The sequence below is a fragment of the Micromonospora sp. NPDC023869 genome (assembly GCF_055559695.1).
Genome location: NZ_JBVHKD010000012.1, coordinates 148,522 through 168,467, shown reverse-complemented (window position 1 = coordinate 168,467; position 19,946 = coordinate 148,522). Strand labels below are relative to the sequence as shown.

Genomic DNA, 19,946 nt, shown 5'->3' with positions numbered 1-19,946 from the left:
GACGCCACATCGGTGCGTGGGGGGAAGCAGAGCAAAGGCGGCGTGGTGGACGATGGGCGGCGGACGACCGGTGACTGGCCCGGGTGGCCGGGCCCGCCTCGGGCCCGGCCACCGTCAGGGGTACGGTCGTCAGCTCGCGGTGCAGGTCACCGCAGGAGCCGGGTTGCTACCGGTCCAGCTACCGATGAAGCCGAAGCTGGTGCTGGCACCGGCCCCGAGCTGGCCGTTGTAGGACACGTTGCGGGCGGTCACAGTGTTACCGCTGCTGGTGACCGTGGCGTTCCAGGACTGGCTCAGCGACTGGCCGCTGGTGAAGGTCCAGCGTACCGTCCAGCCCGTGATGGCCCTGCTGCCGGCGGTCACCCGGACGTCGCCCTGGAAGCCGCCCTGCCACTGACCGGTGATCGAGTACGTCGCCGTGCAGCCGGCTCCCGGCGGCGGGGTCGTCGGCGGAGGCGTGGTGGGCGGCGGGGTGGTCGGCGGAGGCGTCGTGGGTGGGGGCGTCGTCGGCGGGGGCGTGGTCGGCGGCGGGGTCCCGCCGAAGACGCTCGCCTCGCGGGCGGTCTGCCGGATGCCGTTGGTGCCGTTGAACAGGCGCTGACCCCAGGTGGTCAACTGGTTCGGGTTGAACGAGGTGGCCATGTCCAGGTACTCGACGCCACCGCCGTTGCCGCTCCACGACCAGCCCAGCCAGCCGATGCCGTTGGCCTGCGTGTAGGAGAGGATGGCGTCCTCGTCGGGGTCGCCGTCGGAGTGGTAGTGGCCGAACTCGCCGACCACGATCGGCAGGCCCCGGCTGCGGAAGCGGCCCAGGTAGTCGCTGATCTCGGCGGCGGTGTCGAAGACGCCGTACATGTGGATCGAGAAGACGGTGTTGCGGGCCGGGTCGGCGTCGAACACCGTCGGCGCGCTGTCCCGCATGGTGAAGGACCAGTCCTGGCCCCAGTTCGGGCCGTCCACCATGATGGTGTGCGCGAGGCCCGCGCTACGCAGCCGCCGGATCGCGTTCGACGTGTCGGTGGCCCAGGACGAGTAGTTCTGGTTGCCGTACGGCTCGTTGCCGATGTTGACGATCACATACCGTTCCTGGCCGTTGAGCGCGCTGGCGATGCTCAGCCAGTAGTCGACCGCCTGGTTGAGGGTCGCGGCACCGCTCTGCTCGCCGTACCCGGTGGTGTCGTGCACCTCCAGGACGCAGATCAGCCGGTTGGTCTTGCAGAGCTGGATCACGTTCGACACGTCGTCGGCGCTGTTGCGGGTCCACCGGTCCCCGCTGGAGAGCACCACCCGGACGGTGTTCGCGCCGAGCGCCTTGATGTTCGCGAAGGAACTGGTCTGGTTGGCGTACCAGGTGTGCGCGTGGTTGACGCCGCGCATGATGAACTCGTTGCCGTTGGCGTCGTACAGCTTGCCGCCGCTGACGGTGAAGCCGGTGGCGGCGTGCGCCGACGGGCCGAAGGCGAACACTGCGGCGACGGTCGCCAGCAGCACGGCACCGACGGCCCCGAAAAGTCTTCTCATCGATTCCTCGCAGGAGTTCTCTCCCCCGTGCCCAGGAGGGATTGCGGTGAGTGGCAGGTGCGGCGGCTGTGCCCGGCAGCCGCACGGCGAGAGGCCCGGCGAGGCAGGCATCAGCGTAGGCCGATGAAGCCTCGGAAGCAACCGGTTCAGTAGCGCGGCTCGACCGGCGGCGACCCGTGACGGCCCACGAGAGGCCGGGCCGCCACGGGCGGACCATCCCCACCACAGGATGGGCTCCCGGCCGGCGCCTGAACCGGTTCAGATAACCGTAGGCAGCCTCCAAGAAGCTCGTCAAGCGTCGATGAGGGTTGACCCAACCGGGCCCGGGTATCCGCAAACGGACCGCCGGGGAGCGAAGGAGACAGCATGGTCAGCATCGGATACACGTTGATGTGCGAACAGGCAGGCCCCAAGGAACTCGTCGACTACGCGGTACGGGCCGAGGCAGCCGGTTTCGACCAGCTCGTCATGTCCGACCACTACTACCCCTGGCTGGAGTCGCAGGGCCACTCGCCGTACGCCTGGTCGGTGCTGGGCGCGGTCGCCCACGCCACCTCCCGCGCGGAGCTGATGTCGTTCGTGACCTGCCCGATCCGCCGCTACCACCCGGCCGTGGTGGCGCAGAAGGCCGCCACCGTCGGGCTCCTCGCCGACGGGCGGTTCACCCTCGGCCTGGGCGCCGGGGAGAACCTCAACGAGCACGTGGTGGGCGCCTGGCCGCACGTGCAGCAACGGCACGAGATGTTCGAGGAGGCGTTGCAGATCATCCGGCCGCTGCTCAACGGCGAGACGCTGACCTTCTCCGGCAACCACTACGACGTGCCCGACGCGTACCTGTGGGACCGGCCCGACAGGCCGGTGCCGATGGCGGTGGCCGCGTCCGGACGGCAGTCGGCCACCCTGGCCGCCGAGTACGCCGACGGCATGATCGCCACCGAGCCGCAGGCGCGCCTGGTGGAGATGTACGAGGAGGCCGGTGGCGTCGGACGACCCCGCTACGGTCAGGTGGCCATCTGCTACGGCCCGGACGAGGCCGAGTGCCGCAAGATCGCGCACGACCAGTTCCGCTGGTTCGGGCTCGGCTGGAAGGTCAACGCCGAACTGCCCGACACCGACGCGTTCGAGGCCGCCTCGCAGTCCGTACGCGAAGAGGACGTGGCCGCCGGCATCTCCTGCGGCCCGGACGTGGACAAGCACGTGGCCGCGTTCAAGAAGTTCGTCGACGCCGGCTTCACGCACGTGGCGCTGGTGCAGGTCGGCGGCGACCGCCAACCGATGTTCCTCGACTGGGCGCAGGAGCAGTTGCTGCCCCGGCTACGCGAACTGTGACCGGCAGGATGTGAGCCATGCGTATCGGCAACACGGAGATCCGACCGGCGGGCGGCGGTCTCGGCTGCCTCCTGATGATCCTCTTCTCGATCGTCGCCTCGATCGTGCTGACCGTCCTGCTCAACCTGGTCCTCTGACCTGTAAGGAGGGGTCCCCTGCTAACGCCTCGTGTATAGCAGGGGACCCCTCCTTACATCGGACCGAGCCGTGCTCGCGCCGGTGCCGCCGGTCCGTTGGTGTGGTCAGCGGCGTAGGCCGAGGCCGGCCAGTACCTCGCGGGTGGCCTGGCCGATCGGCTCCAGGACGCTGCGGCGCAGCCAGCCGACCGTCGTCAGCCAGACGGCACCGGCCGCCCGGCAGACGGGCAGCAGCAGGTGCGTCCACACCCACAGCCCCGCCCGGAACACCGGGCGCAGCGTCCACACCCAGCACCAGCGGAGCATGCGCCCCGCCGTACGCCAGGCCCAGCCCAGCACCACAGCGAGCAGCCCGGCCAGCGCCGCGAGCCATCGGCCCAGCAGTCGGGCGGGCGGAGTGAGCAGCCGTACGGTCCAGACCAGCGGCAGCCACACCAGGTAGTACGACGGCACCAGCACGACGACCCGTACCAGCCAGGCCAGCCCCCGGCCGCACCAGCGCAGCAGCCGGGCGAGCACCTGACCGCACCAGCGCAGGGGTGGCCGCAGTACGCCGTACCAGACCTCGACGAGGCGACGCCACAGCCAGGTCGACGGAGTCCGGACCAGGGTGTGCCAGAGCCATCCGAGGACCCGCAGCGTCCAGAGCAGCGGAATCCAGACCAGGTGACGCAGCAGCCAGCGAATCGGACGCCACACACACCGGTCGAGGACCCACACGGTCGGCGCGATCACCCACCGGTGCAGCAGCCCGGCGACGGCGACCAGCAACTCCCAGGCCAACCGGAACGGCAGCACCACCACCAGCGCGACGCCTCGCGCCGCGACCGCCCCGGCTGACAGCGCCTCAGGCTCAGCCTCGCCCGCACGTCGGGGCGGTGACGAGTCGATCACGGCCACACCGTAGTCGCGTCGTGCCAGCCACCCCGGCACCGTAGCCGCTCCCCGCTCGCCCCCTCGGGGACGAAGTGGTCCGCACCACCAGCTCCCATCACCCCGGTGGTCACCCAGGTAGGTGTGTGCCGGCGCAGGACGAACGTACTCCCGACGGACCATGCCCTCACCGGGGATGACCAAGGAGTTTGTGCCTCCGTCCAATCCCTCCGTGACCAAAACTTCTTGATCAACGCAGGCGGGGGCGCGGTGCGGTGCTGCCAGGCGGGGTCGGGCGGGGTCGGGCGAGGTCGGGCGGGGTCGGGCGCGGCGCGGCGGCGCGGTCAGTGGCCCGGCTGCGCAGGCATGGTGCAAGATCCGCGCAACTTCATTGATGTTGCTGTCTCCGGGAGCCTCTGAGGCAGCAGTATCAATGAAGTTGCGCGGATCATGGTGGGCCCGCGCCGGGCGCGCGCAGGGCGCAGGGCGCGGGACGGTGGACGCGGGACGGTGGACGCGGGACGGTGGGTTCGCGTGGGACGCCGGGTGCGGGACGTGGGGTGACCGGCGCACCGGGCCGGACCAGGTGGAGGGTCCCGGGCATGGGGCGCGGGACGTGGACCACTGTTCATCCACGACACTCGACACACTCGCAGCCTGCGCTCACCGTCGGTCTAGCAAAGGAACTGGCACGGGGATGGACCGGGCAGGAGCCAGGCGGGTACAGGTGGCTGGGCTGGATGAGGCGGACATGCAGCGGGCCTCGGCGAGCCGGACCCGGGCCACGGTGGCTAGGTGGGTGGGGTGAGAGTGAAGGTGGCGGCTACGGGGTGGTGGTCGGAGGCTTGCTGGGTGTCGGGGGTGCGGATCACCTGGACGTCGACCAGGCGGGCGGCCAGGGCGGGGGTGGCCAGCAGGTAGTCCAGGCGCATCTCGGCGAACTCCGGGGTGCGGCCGTGGCCGGTGGGTACGGTCGGTCCGGCGGTCGCGGCCAGGTCGACCAGACCGGTGGCGAGCAGGTGGGCCACCGCCCGGGTGTCCACGGTCCGTCCGTCGCGGCGCAGGTGCCGACGGCGGTACGCGGGTGCCAGCCGGGCCAGACTCTCGGCGTGCTCGGCGTGGTGAGCATGGTCGGGGTGGTGAGCATGGTCGGCGTACGGGGCGAGGGTGTTCAGGTCCCCGGCGAGCAGGGCGAGGTCGGCGCGGGCCCGGCGCAGCGCGGTGGCCGCCCAACGGGCCTCGATCAGGCGGCGACCGCCACGGTACGGGTAGAAGTGGGTGCTCAGGACCGCGAGCGGCCCGGCGTCGGTGGACAGGGTCACGCGCTGCGCCGCGTGGTGGAACGGGCGACGGACCGGCCCGGTCGACGGGGTCGGCCAGCGCGGGTCGACGAGTATCGCGACCGGCTGGCCGAAGGGTGACCGGGCCAGGTGGGGCGTCAGGCCGGCGTCCGACGCGAAGCGGGCCACGTCGAGGCCGCGTAGTTCCTGGAGGGCGAGGACGTCCGGCCGGTGCGCGGCGACGACCCGGGCCAGCAGGGTACGCCGGTCCGGGCCGTGCCGGTCCTGTCCGCCGTTGCGGATGTTCCAGGTCATCACCCGCAGCACGGTCGCCTCAGCCCGGCTGGCCGGCCTTGGCCAGCTCGTCGTCCAGGGTGTCCACGTCCTCCGACTCGATCTCCGGCCGGTTGCCCGCACGCACGTCCTCGTTGGGGCGGACCACCCAGTAGAGCAGCCCGATCCAGAGCCCGGTCAGCATGATCGCGCCCATGAAGTCGGTCGGGTGGTGCATGCCCCGGTACATCCGGGACACGGCCACGCCGACCGGCATGATCACCGCCGCCGCCACGAAGAGCCAACGCCACCACCGGTCGGTACGCGCGAAGACCACCACCGCGATCGCCACCCAGAGGCAGAGCGTGGCCGCGATGTGGCCGGACGGGAAGGAGGAGGTCGGCATCGGGCCGTCCAGGTTCTCCACCGGCGGGCGCGGCCGGTCCACTGCGGCGGCGGAGGCGAGGAAGAGCGTCAGCTCGCCGAACATGGTCAGCGCCACGAAGAGCACCGGTCGCCAGCGTCGCCAGATCGCCAGCACCAGCGGACAGAAGACCATCGAGATGAGCAGGATGGCGTGGGTGTCGCCGACCTTGCTCCACCACCAGCTCACGTCGTCCAGGAACGGGGTGCCCCGCTCGGCGAACCACTGCGGCACGGCCTCGTCGAGCCGGGCCAGGAAGGTGCCGTCGGCGTGGTAGCTGACGAACATGCCGAAGCCGTAGAGGGCACCGAAGACCAGCACCCAGCCGACCACGATCTCGGCGATGCCGGCGCGGGCGTGCGGCAGCAGCTTCTCCTCGTCCGGCGCCGGGGCCACCTCGTGTGCCGCCTCGGGTTCCAGGCCGTCGGTCAGCGGAGCGGCCGGTCGGCCGCGTTCCAACCGCCACAGCCGGAAGGCGTACGCGGTGACGCCGAGCCACGCCGCGCCGAGCAGCCAGGCGCCGAGCACGTCGGAGAGGAAGTGCACGCCGAGCGCGACCCGGGTGAATCCGATCAGGGCCACCACGGTGGCGACCAGGGCGATCGCCGGCTTGCGCCAGCGGGGTGCCATGGCCGGCAGGAAGACCAGCAGCAGCGCGCCGTAGGCGACCATCGACCCGAGCGCGTGCCCGCTGGGGAAGCTCTGCCCGGCGTACGTGCCGATCGGCACGTCCACCTCCGGGCGCAACCGGTCGACGAGCGTCTTGAGCGACGGGTCGAGGATCAGCGCGCCCGCTCCGGTGACGATCAGGAAGACCGCGAGCCGACCCTGCTTGCGGATCAGCAGCCCGACCACGGCCACGGTGACCAGCCAGACGATCACCGGTCGGCCGCCGAGGTCGGTGACGGCGTTGAGCACCGTCACCAGCGGACCGATCGGTGAGATCTGCTCGTTGAGCCACACCGCCACGCCGTGGTCCACGTCGTACAGCGGGGACCACTGCACGCGGACCAGCACCAGCAGCAGCCCGAACCCGACCCCGGCACCGAGGACGAGTAGCAGCCCGGCGAGGGTACGTTCGGTGAAGTGACCGAGGGGTCGTCGTAGTACGTCCCGGACCGCGCCCACGGCAGCCTCCTTGTGCGGTGGCGTCGACCGACGGCGACGCCTTCTGGCGTGGCGCTGTACCCGCGTCGATGCGTGCGTACACCCACCTCCGGGTGGCCCACGACGGTCCGGCCCGGGTGGCGGGCCTACAGCGCGGTCATCTCGCCGGTGTCGTGCAGACCCGTACGCGGGGCGTTCGGCTTCCACAGGTCCGGCTTGGCGGGCTCGGACACGCCGATGCGGACCGCCTCCAGTTGGGCGGCGAAGGCCAGCCCGCCGAAGAGCGCCATGCCGGTGAGGTTGGCCCAGAGCAACAACGCCATCATGCCGGTCAGCGCGCCGTACGTCTGGCCGAAGTCCTCACTGAACCGTACGTAGCCGGCGAGCAGTAGGCTGGCCAGCCACCACAGCGCGGTGGCGATGCCGGCGCCGAAGAGCAGCCAGGACAGACCGGGTTGGCGGCGACGTGGCGCGTACCGGAACAGCACCGCGACGGCCAGCACGGTCAGCCCGAGGCTGAGCGGCCAGCGCACCACGTCCCAGACGACGGCGGCCACCTCGCCCCACGCGTAGCGGCGTTCCACCGAGTCGCCCATCGGGCCGCCGCCGACGAGGATGAGGAACCCGGTCAGCGCCGGGATGCCGGCGATGACGGCGAGCACCGCGGCGCGCAGGTACTTCCGCAGGGCGGGGCGGTCGCGCTCGACGCCGTAGATCCGGTTGGCGCCCCGCTCGATCTGCGCCATCGTGCTGGTCAGCGCGACCAGCCCGGTACCCAGGCCGAGGGCCAGCGCCACCTCGCCGATGTCCTCGACGCGTTCGCCGCCCTCGCCCTCGCCGAGCAGTTCGGCGACGACCGCCTCGCTGGCGCCGGGGGTGAGCGCCAGGACGGTGTCGGCCACCACCTCGCCGCCCTCGGCGACCCCGAGTTCCGAGATGAGCCCGGTCAGCGCGATCAGGAACGGCACCACGGCCAGGCAGAGCTGGAAGGCGAAGGCGCGGGCGTGGCTGAACCCGTCGCCGTAGCGGAACCGGACGAAGGCGTCGTGCAGCAGGTGCCAGCGGCCCTCGCGGCGCAGCGTCTGCCAGGCGTGGTCGGCGCAGAGCTGCTCGTCGGACATCAGCCGGGTCTCCGGCACCATCTTGGTGCTACTCACCCCGGCCCTCCTCGATGAGCCGCTCACCCCGCTCGGCGGCGCCGGACGCGTCCTCGGCCAGGTCGGGTGTGCTCTCCGGCTGCGGTACGCACAGCCACAGGGCCCGTCGGCGGATCTGCACGCTCAGCTCACGGCCGGGCTCGATCAGGTCACCGTCCAGCTCGCGCGGCTGCGCACGGTTGCTGGTGATGGTCACTCGGCGGGCCCGGAAGACCTCCATCCGGGGCACCCGGTCGCGGCGGCGTACCACCGCCCAGCCGAGCCTGACCCAGTGCCGCAACCGGTGCGGGGTGAGCACGGCGACGTCGAGGTAGCCGTCGTCGGGTTCGGCCTCGGTGAGCAGGCGTACCCCGCCCTGGAGCCGGCCGACGTTGGCGACCAGCACCGAGCGGGCGCGGCGGCGCAGCGGCGGCTGGCCGTCCAGCGAGATCGACACCCGCATCGGGCGGTCCCGCAGGTGTCGGGCGGCGCCCACGACGTACGCCGGCCAGCCGATCCGCCGTTTCGTCGTCTCGTTGGTGGCGGCCAGCATCTGGGCGTCGAAGCCCATGCCGGCCATCACCGCGAAGTGCTGCCCGTCGACCTCGCCGACGTCGAGCAGCCGCCGGCCGCGCTCGACGGCCACCTCGATCCCGGCGGCCAGGTCGGTGGAGAGCCCCAGGTTGGCGGCGAGCAGGTTGCCGGTGCCCTGGGGAAGCACGGCGAGGGCCACATCGGTGCCGACCAGGGCGCTGACGCAGGCCATCACGGTGCCGTCGCCGCCGCAGGCGAAGACCAGATCCACGCCCTTGGCCAGGGCCTGCTCGGTCTGGCCGCGACCGGGGTCCTCGACGGTGGTCTCCAGCCACAACGGCTCGGGCCAGCCGGCGGCGGCGAGCGCGTCGACGACGGTGCGGCGGAACGTGTCGAGATCGTCCACCTTCACCGGGTTGACCACGACCGCACTGCGCAGGGCCCGTCCGTGCCGTCCAGCTTCCACGGCGTCAGTGTGCGGCACGGTCGGCGGTTCGGCGACCCGACGCCGGGTGACCAGGTTCACCCGCCCGGCGGGTGTGACGCCGCCCCGTGGCGGCGCGGCTCAGGCGGCGCGGCTCAGGCGGCGGCCCGCAGGGCGGTCTCCACCCGGCGGCGTACGTCGGACAGGTCCACCCCGGCCTCGGTGAGCACCAGCGCGGCCAGCCCGTTGCCCTCGCGGAGCAGCCCCAGCAGGATGTGCTCGGTGCCGATGTGCCGGTGACGCAGTCGCAGCGCCTCGCGCAGGGAGAGCTCCAGCACCTTCTTGGCGCGGGCGGAGAACGGCCCGCCCGGTTGCCGCCGTAGCCGACCCCAGCGGCGACGTGGCGCAGGATCGGCCTCACGCAACGCGTCCGGGCCGAAGGACTCCTCGATCCGGGCCACGATCGCGGCCAGGTCGATGCCGATCTCCCGCAGCGCGGCGGCGTCGGCCTCGGCGAGCCCGTCGCCACCGCGGACGGTGTGCCGGCGTACCCGATCCCGCAGGTCGTCACCGGTGACCCCGACGTCGCGGAGCACCCGGACGGCCAGCGCGTCGCCGTCGGCGAGGATGCCGAGCAGCAGGTGCTCGGTGCCGACGGGTCCTCGCCCCTCGGCCCGGGCCTCGTCGCGTGCGTGCCGCACCACGGTGCGGGCGCGGTCGGTGAACCGTTCGAACATCACGCCTCCCAGGAGGATCCGACCGCCGGTCGCCCGGCGTGCTTCTTGTGGACCGCCTGCCGGCTGACCTCGAGCGCGTCGGCGATCTCCTGCCAGGACCAGCCCTGTCGTCGGGCGTTGTCGACCTGGACCACCTCGAGCCGTTCGAGCAGCCGGCGCAGGGCGCGGACCGCGCGCAGGCCGACCCGGGGGTCGGTGCTGCCGGCTGCGGCCGCGAGTTCCGTCGCCTGACTCATGGCGTCAACTTACATTGACAGCAGCGCCTCTGTCAACCTTGGTTGACACCCCCGCGAAGGCCCTCCTCCGTTAGGGTCGGGGCCGCGCGGGGCTCCCCGCCGGTCGGGGGTCGGAGGGGTCGAGTGAGCCGGGTCGCCAGGGACGAGGTGCGTCGCTTCACGCTCGCCGGACTGACGCTGGAGGTGGCCGGCGGCAGCGTGGTCGGCGACCGTTACCGGGAGAACTACGACGTGCTGCACGTCGATCCCGCGCTCCCCTTCGCCGTGGTGGCCGACGGCATGGGCGACGGTGCCGGTAGCCGTCGCGCCGGGGCCGCCGCCGTGCCGACCTTCGCCGTCCGGGTCCACGCCGCCTGGCCCGAGGTCGGGGCGGCCGGGCTACGCGCCGCCGCCGAGGCGGCCCAGACCGCCGTACGCGAGGCCGGGGCGGGTCGCGCCGAGCTGACCGGGTGCACCCTGACCGGCCTGGTCGTCGAGCCGGACGGCAGTCAGGGCTGGGTGGTCCAGTTGGGTGACTCGCGCGCCTACCGCCTCCGCGACGACCTGCTGGAACTCGTCACCACCGATCACACGGTCGCCTGGCTGGGCGTGCTGCACGGCTGGTACCCGGTGGACTCACCCGCCGCCGCGCGGGCCCGCTACCAGCTCACCCGCTACGCCGGCCATCCGGCCGCGCCCGAGGCAGACCTGCTGGCGGTGACGCTGCGCCCCGGCGACACCTGGCTGCTCTGCACCGACGGGGTCAGCGACCAGGTCGGCTACCACGGGATGCGGGACGCCCTGGTCCGCGCCGACCCGGCCGACGCGGTCGCCGCCCTGCTGGACGCCTCGCTGGCCGCCGGTGGGGCGGACAACGCCAGCGCGGTCGTGCTCCGGGCGCGGCCGGCGTCCTGACCAGGGCTGCCGTCCGGCGATCACGCCCCGGGGGCGCACCGGCGCGACTAGCCTCAACAGCAGGCCGAGCGCAGCTGCGGGGGTGATGGCGGATGGCCCCAGGCAGCGAGGCGCCGGTGCTGGTCGGCGTCGGTCCGGACGGCGCGCTGCCGGTGGCCCGTACCGCCGCGCGGGTGGCCGCCGCCCACGGCCGCGCGCTGCACCTGATGCATGCGTTCAACTGGGCCGCGCTGGAGGCGCCCGCGGTCACCGCGTCCCGCTCGCACGCCGAGGAACTACTCGCCGAGGCCACCGTGGCGGCCAACCAGAGCGAGCCGGACGTACCGGTCACCGCCGAGATCATCGAGGGTTCGGCGGTGGCGACGCTGGTCCGCAAGTCCGAGGCGGCCTTCCTGGTGGCCGTCGGGGACGGCGGCATGGCCCACTGCGACCGCTGTATCCCGGCCGACAGTCCCGCCGTCCAGGTGGCCGCCCGCGCCGAGTGCCCGGTGCTGGTCGCCCGCCAGGAACCCCCGCCGACCGGACCGGTGCTGGTCGGGGTGGACGGCTCGACCTCCGCCGAGATCACCCTGGCCTGGGCGTACGCCTGCGCGAGCCGGCACGGCTCGCACCTGCTGGCGGTCTGGGTGGTCGAGTCCGACGCGGCGGTGGGCGAGGCCACCGACCGGCTCGCCGCCCTGGTGGCCCGGCACGGTGCCGGACACCCGGACGTCGCGGTGGAGTGCCGGGTCGTCCGGGGCGAACCGGGTGACGTCCTGGTCGAGCAGTCGCGCACCGCGCAGTTGGTGGTGGTCGCCGCGCGCGGCGACGAACCGTGGCGCGGCATGCTCGGCGCGGTCAGCCAGTCGCTGCTCTACCACGCCCCGGCCCCGGTGCTGGTGGTCCGTGGCGTCACCGGGCCGCCCACCGACGACGGGCCAGGGCACCCGGACGGGCGGGACCAACGGCCCTGATCCACGCTGGCCGATCCCGCGAAGCTGGAGGCAGGAACCCGCGCAGCGGATGCAGAATCCACCGACCCGCGAGAGGCTCAAGCAGTATGGACACGGCCGTGGACATCCCGAGCACCCTGACCGACGAGGAACTGCGTCGCCTGGACGCCTACTGGCGGGCGGCGAACTACCTCAGCGTCGGGCAGATCTATCTGCTCGACAATCCCCTGCTCCGCGAACCGCTGGCGGCTGAGCACGTCAAGCCCCGGCTGCTGGGGCACTGGGGCACCTCGCCCGGCCTGAACCTGATCTACGCCCACCTCAACCGGGTGATCGTCGACCGCGACCTGTCGGCCCTCTTCGTCACCGGCCCCGGCCACGGCGGTCCGGCGATCGTCGCGAACACCTGGCTGGAGGGCACCTGGAGCGAGCGGTACCCGGGCGTCGGCCGCGACGAGGCCGGCATGGCCCGACTGTTCCGCCAGTTCTCCTTCCCCGGCGGCATCCCCAGCCATGTGGCGGCGGAGGTGCCGGGCTCGATCCACGAGGGCGGCGAGCTGGGGTACGCGCTCAGCCACGCCTACGGCGCCGCGTTCGACAATCCCGACCTGCTGGTGGCCTGTGTCATCGGGGACGGCGAGGCGGAGACCGGCCCGCTGGCCGGAAGCTGGTTGTCGACCGTGTTCCTCAATCCCGCCCGGGACGGCGCGGTGCTGCCCATCCTGCACCTCAACGGCTACAAGATCGCCAACCCGACGGTGCTGGACCGGATCCCCGAGTCCGACCTGCTCGCGATGATGCGCGGCTTCGGCTACCAGCCGTACGTGGTGGCCGGTGACGAGCCCGCCGCCGTGCACGAGGCGCTCGCCGCCACCCTGGACCGGGCGCTGGACGAGATCGCCGAGATCCACCGTCGGGCCCGATCCGGTGCCGGCACCGAACGTCCCCGCTGGCCGATGATCGTCCTGCGGACGCCGAAGGGCTGGACGGGCCCGCGCGAGGTCGACGGCAAGCAGGTCGAGGGCACGTACCACGCCCACCAGGTGCCGCTGTCGAACGTCCGCAGCAATCCGGATCACCTGGCCGAGCTGGAGCGCTGGCTGCGCAGCTACCGCCCGGAGGAGCTGTTCGACGCCACCGGCGCCCCGGTCGCCGAGCTGACCGCCCTGCCGCCCACCGGGGACCGGCGGATGAGCGCCAACCCGGTCACCAACGGCGGGTCGGTGCTGCGCGACCTGGTCCTGCCGGACTTCCGCGACTACGCGGTGGACGTGCCGCGTCCCGGTGCCACGGCCACCGGCGCCACCGGCGAGCTGGGCCGGTGGATCCGGGACGTGATCGCCGCGAACCCGCAGACCTTCCGGCTGTTCGGGCCGGACGAGGTGGCCTCCAACCGGCTCCAGGCGGCCTTCGAGGTCACCGACCGGGCCTGGATGGGCGCCACGGTGCCCGGCGACGACCACCTCTCCCCCGACGGCCGGGTGATGGAGGTGCTCTCCGAGCACCTGTGCCAGGGCTGGCTGGAGGGTTACCTGCTGACCGGGCGGCACGGCGTCTTCACCAGCTACGAGGCGTTCATCCACATCGTCGACTCGATGGTCAACCAGCACGCGAAGTGGCTCAAGGTGACCCGGGACATTCCCTGGCGGATGCCGGTGGCGTCGCTGAACTACCTGCTCTCCAGCCACGTGTGGCGGCAGGACCACAACGGCTTCTCGCACCAGGACCCGGGCTTCATCGACCACGTGATGAACAAGAAGGCCGAGGTCGTCCGGGTGTACCTGCCGCCGGACGCGAACACCCTGCTCTCCACCATGGACCACTGCCTGCGCAGCCGGCACTACGTCAACGTGGTGGTGGCCGGCAAGCAGACCGCACCGAACTGGCTGACCATGGACGAGGCCGTCCAGCACTGCCGACGCGGGGTGGGCATCTGGGACTGGGCCAGCACGGACGCCGGCAGCGAGCCGGACGTGGTCCTCGCCTGCGCCGGTGACGTACCGACCCTGGAGACCCTGGCGGCGGCGGACCTGCTGCACCGGCACCTGCCCGACCTCAAGGTCCGGGTCATCAACGTGGTCGACCTGATGCGGCTCCAGCCGTCGAGCGAGCACCCGCACGGCCTGCCGGACAACGAGTTCGACACGTTGTTCACCCGCGACAAGCCGATCATCTTCGCCTACCACGGTTACCCGTGGCTGATCCACCGGCTCACCTACCGCCGCACGAACCACCGCAACCTGCACGTACGCGGGTACAAGGAGGAGGGCACCACCACCACGCCGTTCGACATGGTGATGCTCAACGACCTGGACCGGTTCCACCTCGTCATCGACGTGATCGACCGGGTTCCCGGGCTCGGTGACCGGGTGGCGTACCTGCGGCAGGAGATGACCGACGCGCGCGACGCGGCCCGCGACCACACCCGCCGGTACGGCGAGGACGACCCCCGGGTGGCCGAATGGCGCTGGGTCCGCGAGACCGACCCCACCAACCCCTGAGGAGGAAGCAGCCATGACCAGGAGTACGAGCGGCGCGGAGATCGTGGTGGGCTACGACGGCTCACCGGACGCGGCGGCGGCCCTGGACTGGGCGCTGGACCAGGCCCGCCGGGACGGCCGGCCGGTCCGGCTGGTGTACGTCTTCGAGTGGCTCACCGTGGCCGGCTGGGTCGGTCCCGGCGTCACGCCCGGCATGTGGCCCGACGAGCAGGCCCGCCAGCAGGTCGAGGAGCTGGTGGGCAAGGCCGCGGCGGACGCCGGCGCGGCCAACCCCGAGCTGACCGTACGCGGTGAGGTCCGCGACGGCCCGCCGGCCCTGGTGCTGGAGGAGAGCTCGACGGAGGCCGACCTGGTGGTGCTGGGCGGCCGGGGACACGGCGGCTTCGCCGGCCTGCTCGCCGGTTCCACGGCGGTCAGCGTCACCGCGCACGCGCACTGCCCGGTGGTGGTGGTCCGCCGCGACACCGTCGACGCCGCGCGGGCCGGGCACGTCACCGTCGGGGTGGACGGCTCCGAACCGTCCCTGGTGGCGCTCGGCTTCGCCGTCGAGCACGCGGCACTGCGCCGGGTGCCGTTGCGGGTGGTACGCGCCTGGCAGCCCGGACGCGAACAGTGGAACCTCACCGGCGAGCAGGCCCGCGACGCCGCCCTGGCCGAGGACCGCGCGGAGTTGGACGAGGCGGTGCGCCGCTGGCAGGAGACCTTCCCCGATGTCGAGGTCAGCGTCGAGACGGGCGCCTCCGCGGCGGCCGGACTACTGATCGAGTCCAGCCGCCAGGCGCAACTGGTCGTCGTCGGCACCCGGGGCCGGGGCGGCCTGCGCGGCATGCTGCTCGGCTCGGTCAGCCAACAGCTCATCCAGCACGCGCACTGCCCGGTGGCGGTCGTCCGGGAACGCTGATGACGAACCCGACCCGGCCCACCTGCCTACCCGAGTGCGGCACGATGAGCAGAGACGAAAGGTCGTGAGGATGAGCCACCAGACGCCGGCCACGCATCGCCCGCTGCCCACCGCGCTCGCGGAGGCCGCCACGATGGCCGGTCGGGCACCCTCCGTGCACAACGCGCAGCCGTGGCGCTGGCGGGTCCTGCCCGACGCGCTGGAGTTGCGGATGGTCCACGACCCGCAGTTGGCGGCGACCGACCCGGAGGGTGAGCTGGTCCGGCTGAGTTGCGGGGCGGCGCTGCACCACGCCCGGCTGGCGCTGGCCGCCGAGGGTTGGACGGCGACGGTGCGGCGGATGCCCGACCCGGCGGAGCCAGACCTGCTCGCCCGGCTGACCGACCTGCGTGCCAGCGGGGCCGACCCGGACGCGATGCGTGCCGTGCAGTGCATGCAGGTCCGGCACACCGACCGGCGACCGGTCAGTGACGAACCGGTCGGCGACGAACGACTGGACGCGGTCGGCATCGCCGCCCATCGGGAGGGCGCCCGATTGGAGATCCTCGACCGGGACCAGGTGCTGGAGCTGGCCGCCGCCGCCTCGCGCGCCGCCACGGTGGAGGCGGACGACACCCGGCTGCGCGAGGAGTTGGACTACTGGACCAGCCGGGCCGCCGGGACCGGGTTGACCGCCGAGGTGCTGCCCGAGCAGGCGGCGCAGACCACGGTGCCGGGCCGGGACTTCGGCCGTCCGGGGACGTTGCCGGTGGGGCCGGGGCACGACCGGGCCGCGTCGTACGGGGTGCTCTACGGCGACCAGGACGAGCCGGTGGACTGGCTGCGGGCCGGTGAGTCGCTCTCGGCCGCCTGGCTGACCGCCACCCGGCTGGGTGTCTCGGTGGTGCCGCTGAGCGGGGTGGTGGAGGTGCCGGCGACCCGGCAGGTCCTGCGCGGGGTGCTGGCCGGGCTCGGCCACCCGTACCTCGTCCTGCGGCTCGGGGTCGCCGACCCGGCGCACGCCGGTCCGCCGCACACGCCGCGACTGGACCGTGCGCAGGTGGTGGACCTGTCCGCCGTCGAGGGGACGGTGGGGTGAGCCGAGGTCCGGCGGGCGTTCTCCGTCCGTCGCCGGCCGGTTAGCATCGCCGGGTGACCGTCGGCGAACCTCACCCCCGGCACGAGCCGCCCTCTCTCGGCCTCAGTCCGCTCTCCCGCGTCCACCTGGACGAACTGCTCCAGGAGATGCTGGACCGCGTCGGGGAGGTGATGACCAGCCGGGAACGGCTGCGGGCCCTGCTCGACGCGGTGGTCGGCATCGGCACCGACCTGGACCTGCGCAGCACCCTGCAACGGATCGTGCAGTCCGCCTGCGACCTGGCCGGCGCCCGGTACGGCGCGCTCGGCGTGATCGGCACCGACCGGATGCTGCACGACTTCATCACCCACGGCATCTCCCCCGAGCTGCACGCCAGGATCGGTGACCTGCCGCATGGTCGGGGCGTGCTCGGCCTGCTGATCGACGACCCGAAGCCGCTGCGGATGCCGGACATCACCCAGCACCCGCGCTCCTACGGGTTCCCGCCGAACCACCCGCCGATGCACACCTTCCTCGGGGTGCCGGTCCGCATCCGCGACCAGGTCTTCGGCAACCTCTATCTGGCCGAGAAGCAGGGCGGCGCGCAGTTCACCGAGGACGACGAGGAGATTGTCGTGGCGCTCGCCGCGGCGGCCGGGGTGGCGATCGAGAACGCCCGGCTGTACGCGCTGGCGCACCGGCGGGAACGCTGGCTCGCCGCCACCGCCGAGATCACCTCGCTGCTGCTCGGCGAGGTACGCCGCACCGACGCGCTGACGCTGGTGGCGCGGCGGGCCCGCGAGGTCGCCGAGGCCGAACTGGCCCTGGTGCTGCTCTATGACGACGAGGCCGACCACTTCACGGTGGAGGTGGTCGACGGCGCCGGCGCTCAGGCCCGCGCGCTGGTCGGCACGGTGCTGCCGGCGGCGGACACCAGTTTCGCCGGGCCGATCGCGCAGCGCCGGCACGACTCGGTGGACGACCTCGCCCACGCCGCTCCCTGGCCGGCGGTGCTGCACACCGGGCCGGCGGTGATCTCGCCGCTGGCCACCGCCGACACCCTGCACGGCGTCCTGGTGATCGCGCACACGGCCGAGCACGGTGGCGCCACCGACGAGGACGTGGCGCTGCTCGGCAGCTTCGCCGGGCAGGCCGCGCTGGCCATGGAACGCGCACGCGGCCAGGAGGAGCGCGAGCAGTTGGTGGTCCTGGAGGACCGCGAGCGGATCGCCCGGGACCTGCACGACGTGGTCATCCAGCGGTTGTTCGCCACCGGTCTGCACCTGCAGAGCGCGGTGCCGTTGGCCGCGCGGCCCGAACTCACCAAACGGCTCAACGCGGCGGTCGACGACCTGGACGCCACCATCTCCGACATCCGCCGCACCATCTTCGAGCTGCGCAGCCCGGTGAGCGCGGCGCTGCGCACCGAGATCCGCGAGGCGGTGGAGGTGGCTGCCGAGTCGTTGGGCTTCCGTCCCCGGCTGGAACTGACCGGTCCGGTCGACAGCGCCGTCCCGGACGCGGTCCGCCCCGATCTCACCGCCGTGCTCCGGGAGGCCCTGTCCAACGCGGTACGCCACGCCGAGGCGTCGGCCGTGACGGTGTCGGTACGGGTCGACGGTGGTCAGGTGACCGTGCTGGTCACCGACGACGGGGTGGGATGCGACCCGGCCGCCGCCCGGGGTGGGCTGGTGAACCTGCGCGAGCGCGCGGAACGCCACGACGGCACCTTCGAGGTACGCCCGGCTCGTCCGCGCGGCACCGAACTGCGCTGGTCGATCCCGCTGCGGGACTGACCGGCGTAGTCGCGCGTACGCGTCAGCGGGGTTTGCCGAGCAGCCGGGTGGCCAGCACGGCGGCCTGGGTACGCCGTTCCAGGCCGAGCTTGGCCAGCACGCTGGAGACGTAGTTCTTGACCGTCTTCTCGGCCAGGAACATCTTGCCGGCGATCTCCCGGTTGGTCAGTCCCTCGGCGACGTACTCCAGGATCCGCCGTTCCTGCTCGGTGAGGGACTGCAACTCGCGCGGCTGCTCCACCCCGCTGCGGATACGGTCCAGCACGCGGGTGGTGATCGCCGGGTCGAGCAGCGACTGTCCGGCCGCCACCCGGCGTACCGCGTCGACCAGGTCGGTGCCGCGGATCTGCTTGAGCACGTACCCGGAGGCTCCGGCCATGATCGCCGCGAACAGCGCCTCGTCGTCCTCGTACGAGGTGAGGATCAGGCCCTTGATCGAGGAGTCCACGGCCCGTACGTCCCGGCACACGTCGATGCCGTTGCCGTCGGGGAGCCGGGCGTCGAGGATCGCCACGTCGGGGCGGAGCGCCGGGATCCGGCGGGCGGCCTCCGGCGCGGAGCCGGACTCGCCGACCACCTCTATGTCGCCGCTGGCCTGGAGCAGGTCGGCAAGGCCACGACGGACGACCTCGTGGTCGTCGAGCAGGAACACCCGGATCATCCCTCGTTTCTACCCGTTCTCCCCCGCCGCACGCACGGGCCGAAGGTCCCGACCCACGATCGTCCCCTGGTCGGAGACAGGGCCGACGCCGGTGCACGGTCCCGGGTGAGGGGCGGGGTGTCCCGGGGGTTCGGGACGTGTGGCCCTGCTGGGCGGGGGTCCCCGAGGCGCACCGTGGGGAGGTACCGGCGAGGGTGAGGGGGCAGGACCATGGAGACCGGCTACACCGTCGAGCAGCTTCGGGTCGCCGCGGCCGACGCGATTCGGGCGCCGTCCCTGCACAACGTCCAGCCCTGGCGGTTCCGGCTGCGCGACGGCGGGATCGAGGTGCTGCTCGACCCGGAGCGGCGGCTGCCGGCCACCGACCCGAGCGGCTGGGGTGCCCGGGTCGCCGGTGGCGCGGCACTGTTCAACCTGCGGCTGGCGCTGGCGGTGGCGGGTACCCCGGCCACCGTCCGGCTGCGGCCGTACCCGGCGGAACCGACCGTGCTGGCCCGGTTGGTGCCGGACCTGCCACGCCGACCGACTCCGGCCGAGCAGAACCTGCACGCGGCGATCCGCCGCCGGTTCAGCAACCGCGCCCCGTTCTGGCCGGACCCGGTACCCGCCGACACCCGTTGGCGCCTCGGCGAGGCGGCCCGCGCCGAGCACTGCTGGCTGGAACTGCTGATCGGGGTGAGCGCGGTCACCGCCTTCGCCGAGATCGCCCGTGGCGCGCACCGTGTCCTCGAACGCGACCCCGCCTACCGGGCCGAACGCGTCGCCTGGGCACGCGCCGAGCCCGCACCCGACGGGGTACCGGCCGCAGCCGGCGGGCCGCAGGCCGAACCCCAGGACCTGCTGCCGTCGCGCGGCTTCGGTGGCACCCAGCGCGCACCCGGCCGCGACTTCGAGCCGGAGCCGCTGGTGGCGGTGCTCGGTTCGGCCGGCAACACCGCCGTCGACCAGGTCGTCGCCGGACAGGCGTTGCAGCGGGTCCTGCTCGCCGCCACCGACTCCGGGCTGTCCGTGTCGATGCTGTCCCAGCCGATCGAGGTGCCCTCGGCTCGCGAACAGCTGCGGATGTCGTTGGGGAGGTTCGGCACCCCGCAGATGGTGATGCGGATCGGGTTCGGTCGACCCGGCCGGCCCACCCCACGTCGACCGGTCGACGAGACGCTGGACCTGCCGGTGCGCCTCGGCTGACCGGGTGA

At 72.9% G+C, this 19,946-nt stretch carries 17 protein-coding genes; 8 read left to right on the top strand and 9 right to left on the bottom strand.

Annotated features, from left to right (window positions below):
* Positions 1 to 129: 129 nt before the first annotated feature.
* Entirely contained in the window at positions 130 to 1,521 is a 1,392-nt protein-coding gene (locus ACZ31C_RS27080; protein ID WP_465797663.1) for a cellulase family glycosylhydrolase, read from the bottom strand.
* 366 nt (positions 1,522 to 1,887) lie between these two features.
* On the opposite strand from ACZ31C_RS27080, the gene ACZ31C_RS27075 reads away from it, so the two are divergent.
* Entirely contained in the window at positions 1,888 to 2,850 is a 963-nt protein-coding gene (locus ACZ31C_RS27075) for a TIGR03557 family F420-dependent LLM class oxidoreductase (RefSeq protein WP_465797662.1), read from the top strand.
* Positions 2,851 to 3,092: 242 nt separating this feature from the next.
* Here ACZ31C_RS27075 and ACZ31C_RS27070 read toward each other — a convergent pair whose 3' ends face one another.
* The 7 genes from ACZ31C_RS27070 to ACZ31C_RS27040 all read right to left on the bottom strand — a co-directional run bounded on the left by ACZ31C_RS27070 (position 3,093) and on the right by ACZ31C_RS27040 (position 10,011).
* On the bottom strand, positions 3,093 to 3,881 hold the full coding sequence (locus ACZ31C_RS27070) for a hypothetical protein (RefSeq protein ID WP_465797661.1): 789 nt from the start codon (positions 3,879 to 3,881) through the stop codon (positions 3,093 to 3,095).
* A gap of 770 nt (positions 3,882 to 4,651) precedes the next feature.
* Positions 4,652 to 5,455 carry an endonuclease/exonuclease/phosphatase family protein gene (locus ACZ31C_RS27065; protein WP_465797693.1) on the bottom strand — a complete coding sequence of 268 codons (804 nt, stop codon included), beginning with the start codon at positions 5,453 to 5,455 and terminating at the stop codon, positions 4,652 to 4,654.
* Between the two features lie 19 nt (positions 5,456 to 5,474).
* Positions 5,475 to 6,965 carry a phosphatase PAP2 family protein gene (locus ACZ31C_RS27060; RefSeq protein ID WP_465797660.1) on the bottom strand — a complete coding sequence of 497 codons (1,491 nt, stop codon included), beginning with the start codon at positions 6,963 to 6,965 and terminating at the stop codon, positions 5,475 to 5,477.
* Positions 6,966 to 7,090: 125 nt separating this feature from the next.
* Positions 7,091 to 8,101: a YihY/virulence factor BrkB family protein gene (locus tag ACZ31C_RS27055; protein WP_449944836.1), complete on the bottom strand. Its 1,011-nt coding sequence runs from the start codon at positions 8,099 to 8,101 to the stop codon at positions 7,091 to 7,093.
* Positions 8,094 to 9,080, bottom strand: coding sequence for a diacylglycerol/lipid kinase family protein (locus tag ACZ31C_RS27050; RefSeq protein WP_465797659.1), 987 nt, complete (start codon positions 9,078 to 9,080; stop codon positions 8,094 to 8,096). Before ACZ31C_RS27050 ends, ACZ31C_RS27055 begins: the two co-directional genes overlap by 8 nt.
* A 113-nt stretch (positions 9,081 to 9,193) precedes the next feature.
* Positions 9,194 to 9,775 (bottom strand): Clp protease N-terminal domain-containing protein, encoded by a 582-nt coding sequence (locus ACZ31C_RS27045; RefSeq protein ID WP_465797658.1) that lies wholly within the window; start codon positions 9,773 to 9,775, stop codon positions 9,194 to 9,196.
* Positions 9,775 to 10,011, bottom strand: coding sequence for an HTH domain-containing protein (locus ACZ31C_RS27040; RefSeq protein ID WP_111218248.1), 237 nt, complete (start codon positions 10,009 to 10,011; stop codon positions 9,775 to 9,777). The genes ACZ31C_RS27045 and ACZ31C_RS27040 overlap by 1 nt, the downstream gene beginning before the upstream one ends.
* A 123-nt stretch (positions 10,012 to 10,134) precedes the next feature.
* On the opposite strand from ACZ31C_RS27040, the gene ACZ31C_RS27035 reads away from it, so the two are divergent.
* The 6 genes from ACZ31C_RS27035 (at position 10,135) to ACZ31C_RS27010 (ending at position 18,092) form a co-directional block, all read left to right on the top strand.
* The gene (locus ACZ31C_RS27035; protein ID WP_465797657.1) at positions 10,135 to 10,905 is read left to right on the top strand and encodes a PP2C family protein-serine/threonine phosphatase; all 771 of its coding nucleotides are present in this window, start codon (positions 10,135 to 10,137) and stop codon (positions 10,903 to 10,905) included.
* 92 nt (positions 10,906 to 10,997) lie between these two features.
* Positions 10,998 to 11,858, top strand: a complete 861-nt coding sequence (locus ACZ31C_RS27030) for a universal stress protein (RefSeq protein ID WP_396752014.1) — start codon at positions 10,998 to 11,000, stop codon at positions 11,856 to 11,858.
* Between the two features lie 86 nt (positions 11,859 to 11,944).
* Positions 11,945 to 14,338, top strand: coding sequence for a phosphoketolase family protein (locus tag ACZ31C_RS27025; protein ID WP_465797656.1), 2,394 nt, complete (start codon positions 11,945 to 11,947; stop codon positions 14,336 to 14,338).
* 13 nt (positions 14,339 to 14,351) lie between these two features.
* Complete coding sequence (locus tag ACZ31C_RS27020) at positions 14,352 to 15,239, top strand: universal stress protein (RefSeq protein ID WP_465797655.1); 888 nt, start codon at positions 14,352 to 14,354, stop codon at positions 15,237 to 15,239.
* 70 nt (positions 15,240 to 15,309) lie between these two features.
* Positions 15,310 to 16,317 carry an Acg family FMN-binding oxidoreductase gene (locus ACZ31C_RS27015; protein ID WP_465797654.1) on the top strand — a complete coding sequence of 336 codons (1,008 nt, stop codon included), beginning with the start codon at positions 15,310 to 15,312 and terminating at the stop codon, positions 16,315 to 16,317.
* A gap of 146 nt (positions 16,318 to 16,463) precedes the next feature.
* A complete protein-coding gene (locus tag ACZ31C_RS27010) occupies positions 16,464 to 18,092 on the top strand; it encodes a GAF domain-containing sensor histidine kinase (RefSeq protein ID WP_396752027.1) in 1,629 nt (542 codons plus the stop codon).
* A gap of 22 nt (positions 18,093 to 18,114) precedes the next feature.
* Here ACZ31C_RS27010 and ACZ31C_RS27005 read toward each other — a convergent pair whose 3' ends face one another.
* Positions 18,115 to 18,753, bottom strand: a complete 639-nt coding sequence (locus tag ACZ31C_RS27005; protein WP_117226524.1) for a response regulator — start codon at positions 18,751 to 18,753, stop codon at positions 18,115 to 18,117.
* A 210-nt stretch (positions 18,754 to 18,963) separates the two neighbouring features.
* On the opposite strand from ACZ31C_RS27005, the gene ACZ31C_RS27000 reads away from it, so the two are divergent.
* Positions 18,964 to 19,938: an Acg family FMN-binding oxidoreductase gene (locus ACZ31C_RS27000; protein WP_465797653.1), complete on the top strand. Its 975-nt coding sequence runs from the start codon at positions 18,964 to 18,966 to the stop codon at positions 19,936 to 19,938.
* Positions 19,939 to 19,946: the final 8 nt, after the last annotated feature.

Coding starts and splice junctions, on each gene's coding strand:
- ACZ31C_RS27045 (WP_465797658.1), bottom strand. CDS start 9,775: ATGTTCGAACGGTTCACCGACCGCGCCCGCACCGTGGTGCGGCACGCA.
- ACZ31C_RS27080 (WP_465797663.1), bottom strand. CDS start 1,521: ATGAGAAGACTTTTCGGGGCCGTCGGTGCCGTGCTGCTGGCGACCGTC.
- ACZ31C_RS27005 (WP_117226524.1), bottom strand. CDS start 18,753: ATGATCCGGGTGTTCCTGCTCGACGACCACGAGGTCGTCCGTCGTGGC.
- ACZ31C_RS27010 (WP_396752027.1), top strand. CDS start 16,464: ATGCTGGACCGCGTCGGGGAGGTGATGACCAGCCGGGAACGGCTGCGG.
- ACZ31C_RS27030 (WP_396752014.1), top strand. CDS start 10,998: ATGGCCCCAGGCAGCGAGGCGCCGGTGCTGGTCGGCGTCGGTCCGGAC.
- ACZ31C_RS27040 (WP_111218248.1), bottom strand. CDS start 10,011: ATGAGTCAGGCGACGGAACTCGCGGCCGCAGCCGGCAGCACCGACCCC.
- ACZ31C_RS27000 (WP_465797653.1), top strand. CDS start 18,964: ATGGAGACCGGCTACACCGTCGAGCAGCTTCGGGTCGCCGCGGCCGAC.
- ACZ31C_RS27075 (WP_465797662.1), top strand. CDS start 1,888: ATGGTCAGCATCGGATACACGTTGATGTGCGAACAGGCAGGCCCCAAG.
- ACZ31C_RS27065 (WP_465797693.1), bottom strand. CDS start 5,455: ATGACCTGGAACATCCGCAACGGCGGACAGGACCGGCACGGCCCGGAC.
- ACZ31C_RS27020 (WP_465797655.1), top strand. CDS start 14,352: ATGACCAGGAGTACGAGCGGCGCGGAGATCGTGGTGGGCTACGACGGC.
- ACZ31C_RS27015 (WP_465797654.1), top strand. CDS start 15,310: ATGAGCCACCAGACGCCGGCCACGCATCGCCCGCTGCCCACCGCGCTC.
- ACZ31C_RS27025 (WP_465797656.1), top strand. CDS start 11,945: ATGGACACGGCCGTGGACATCCCGAGCACCCTGACCGACGAGGAACTG.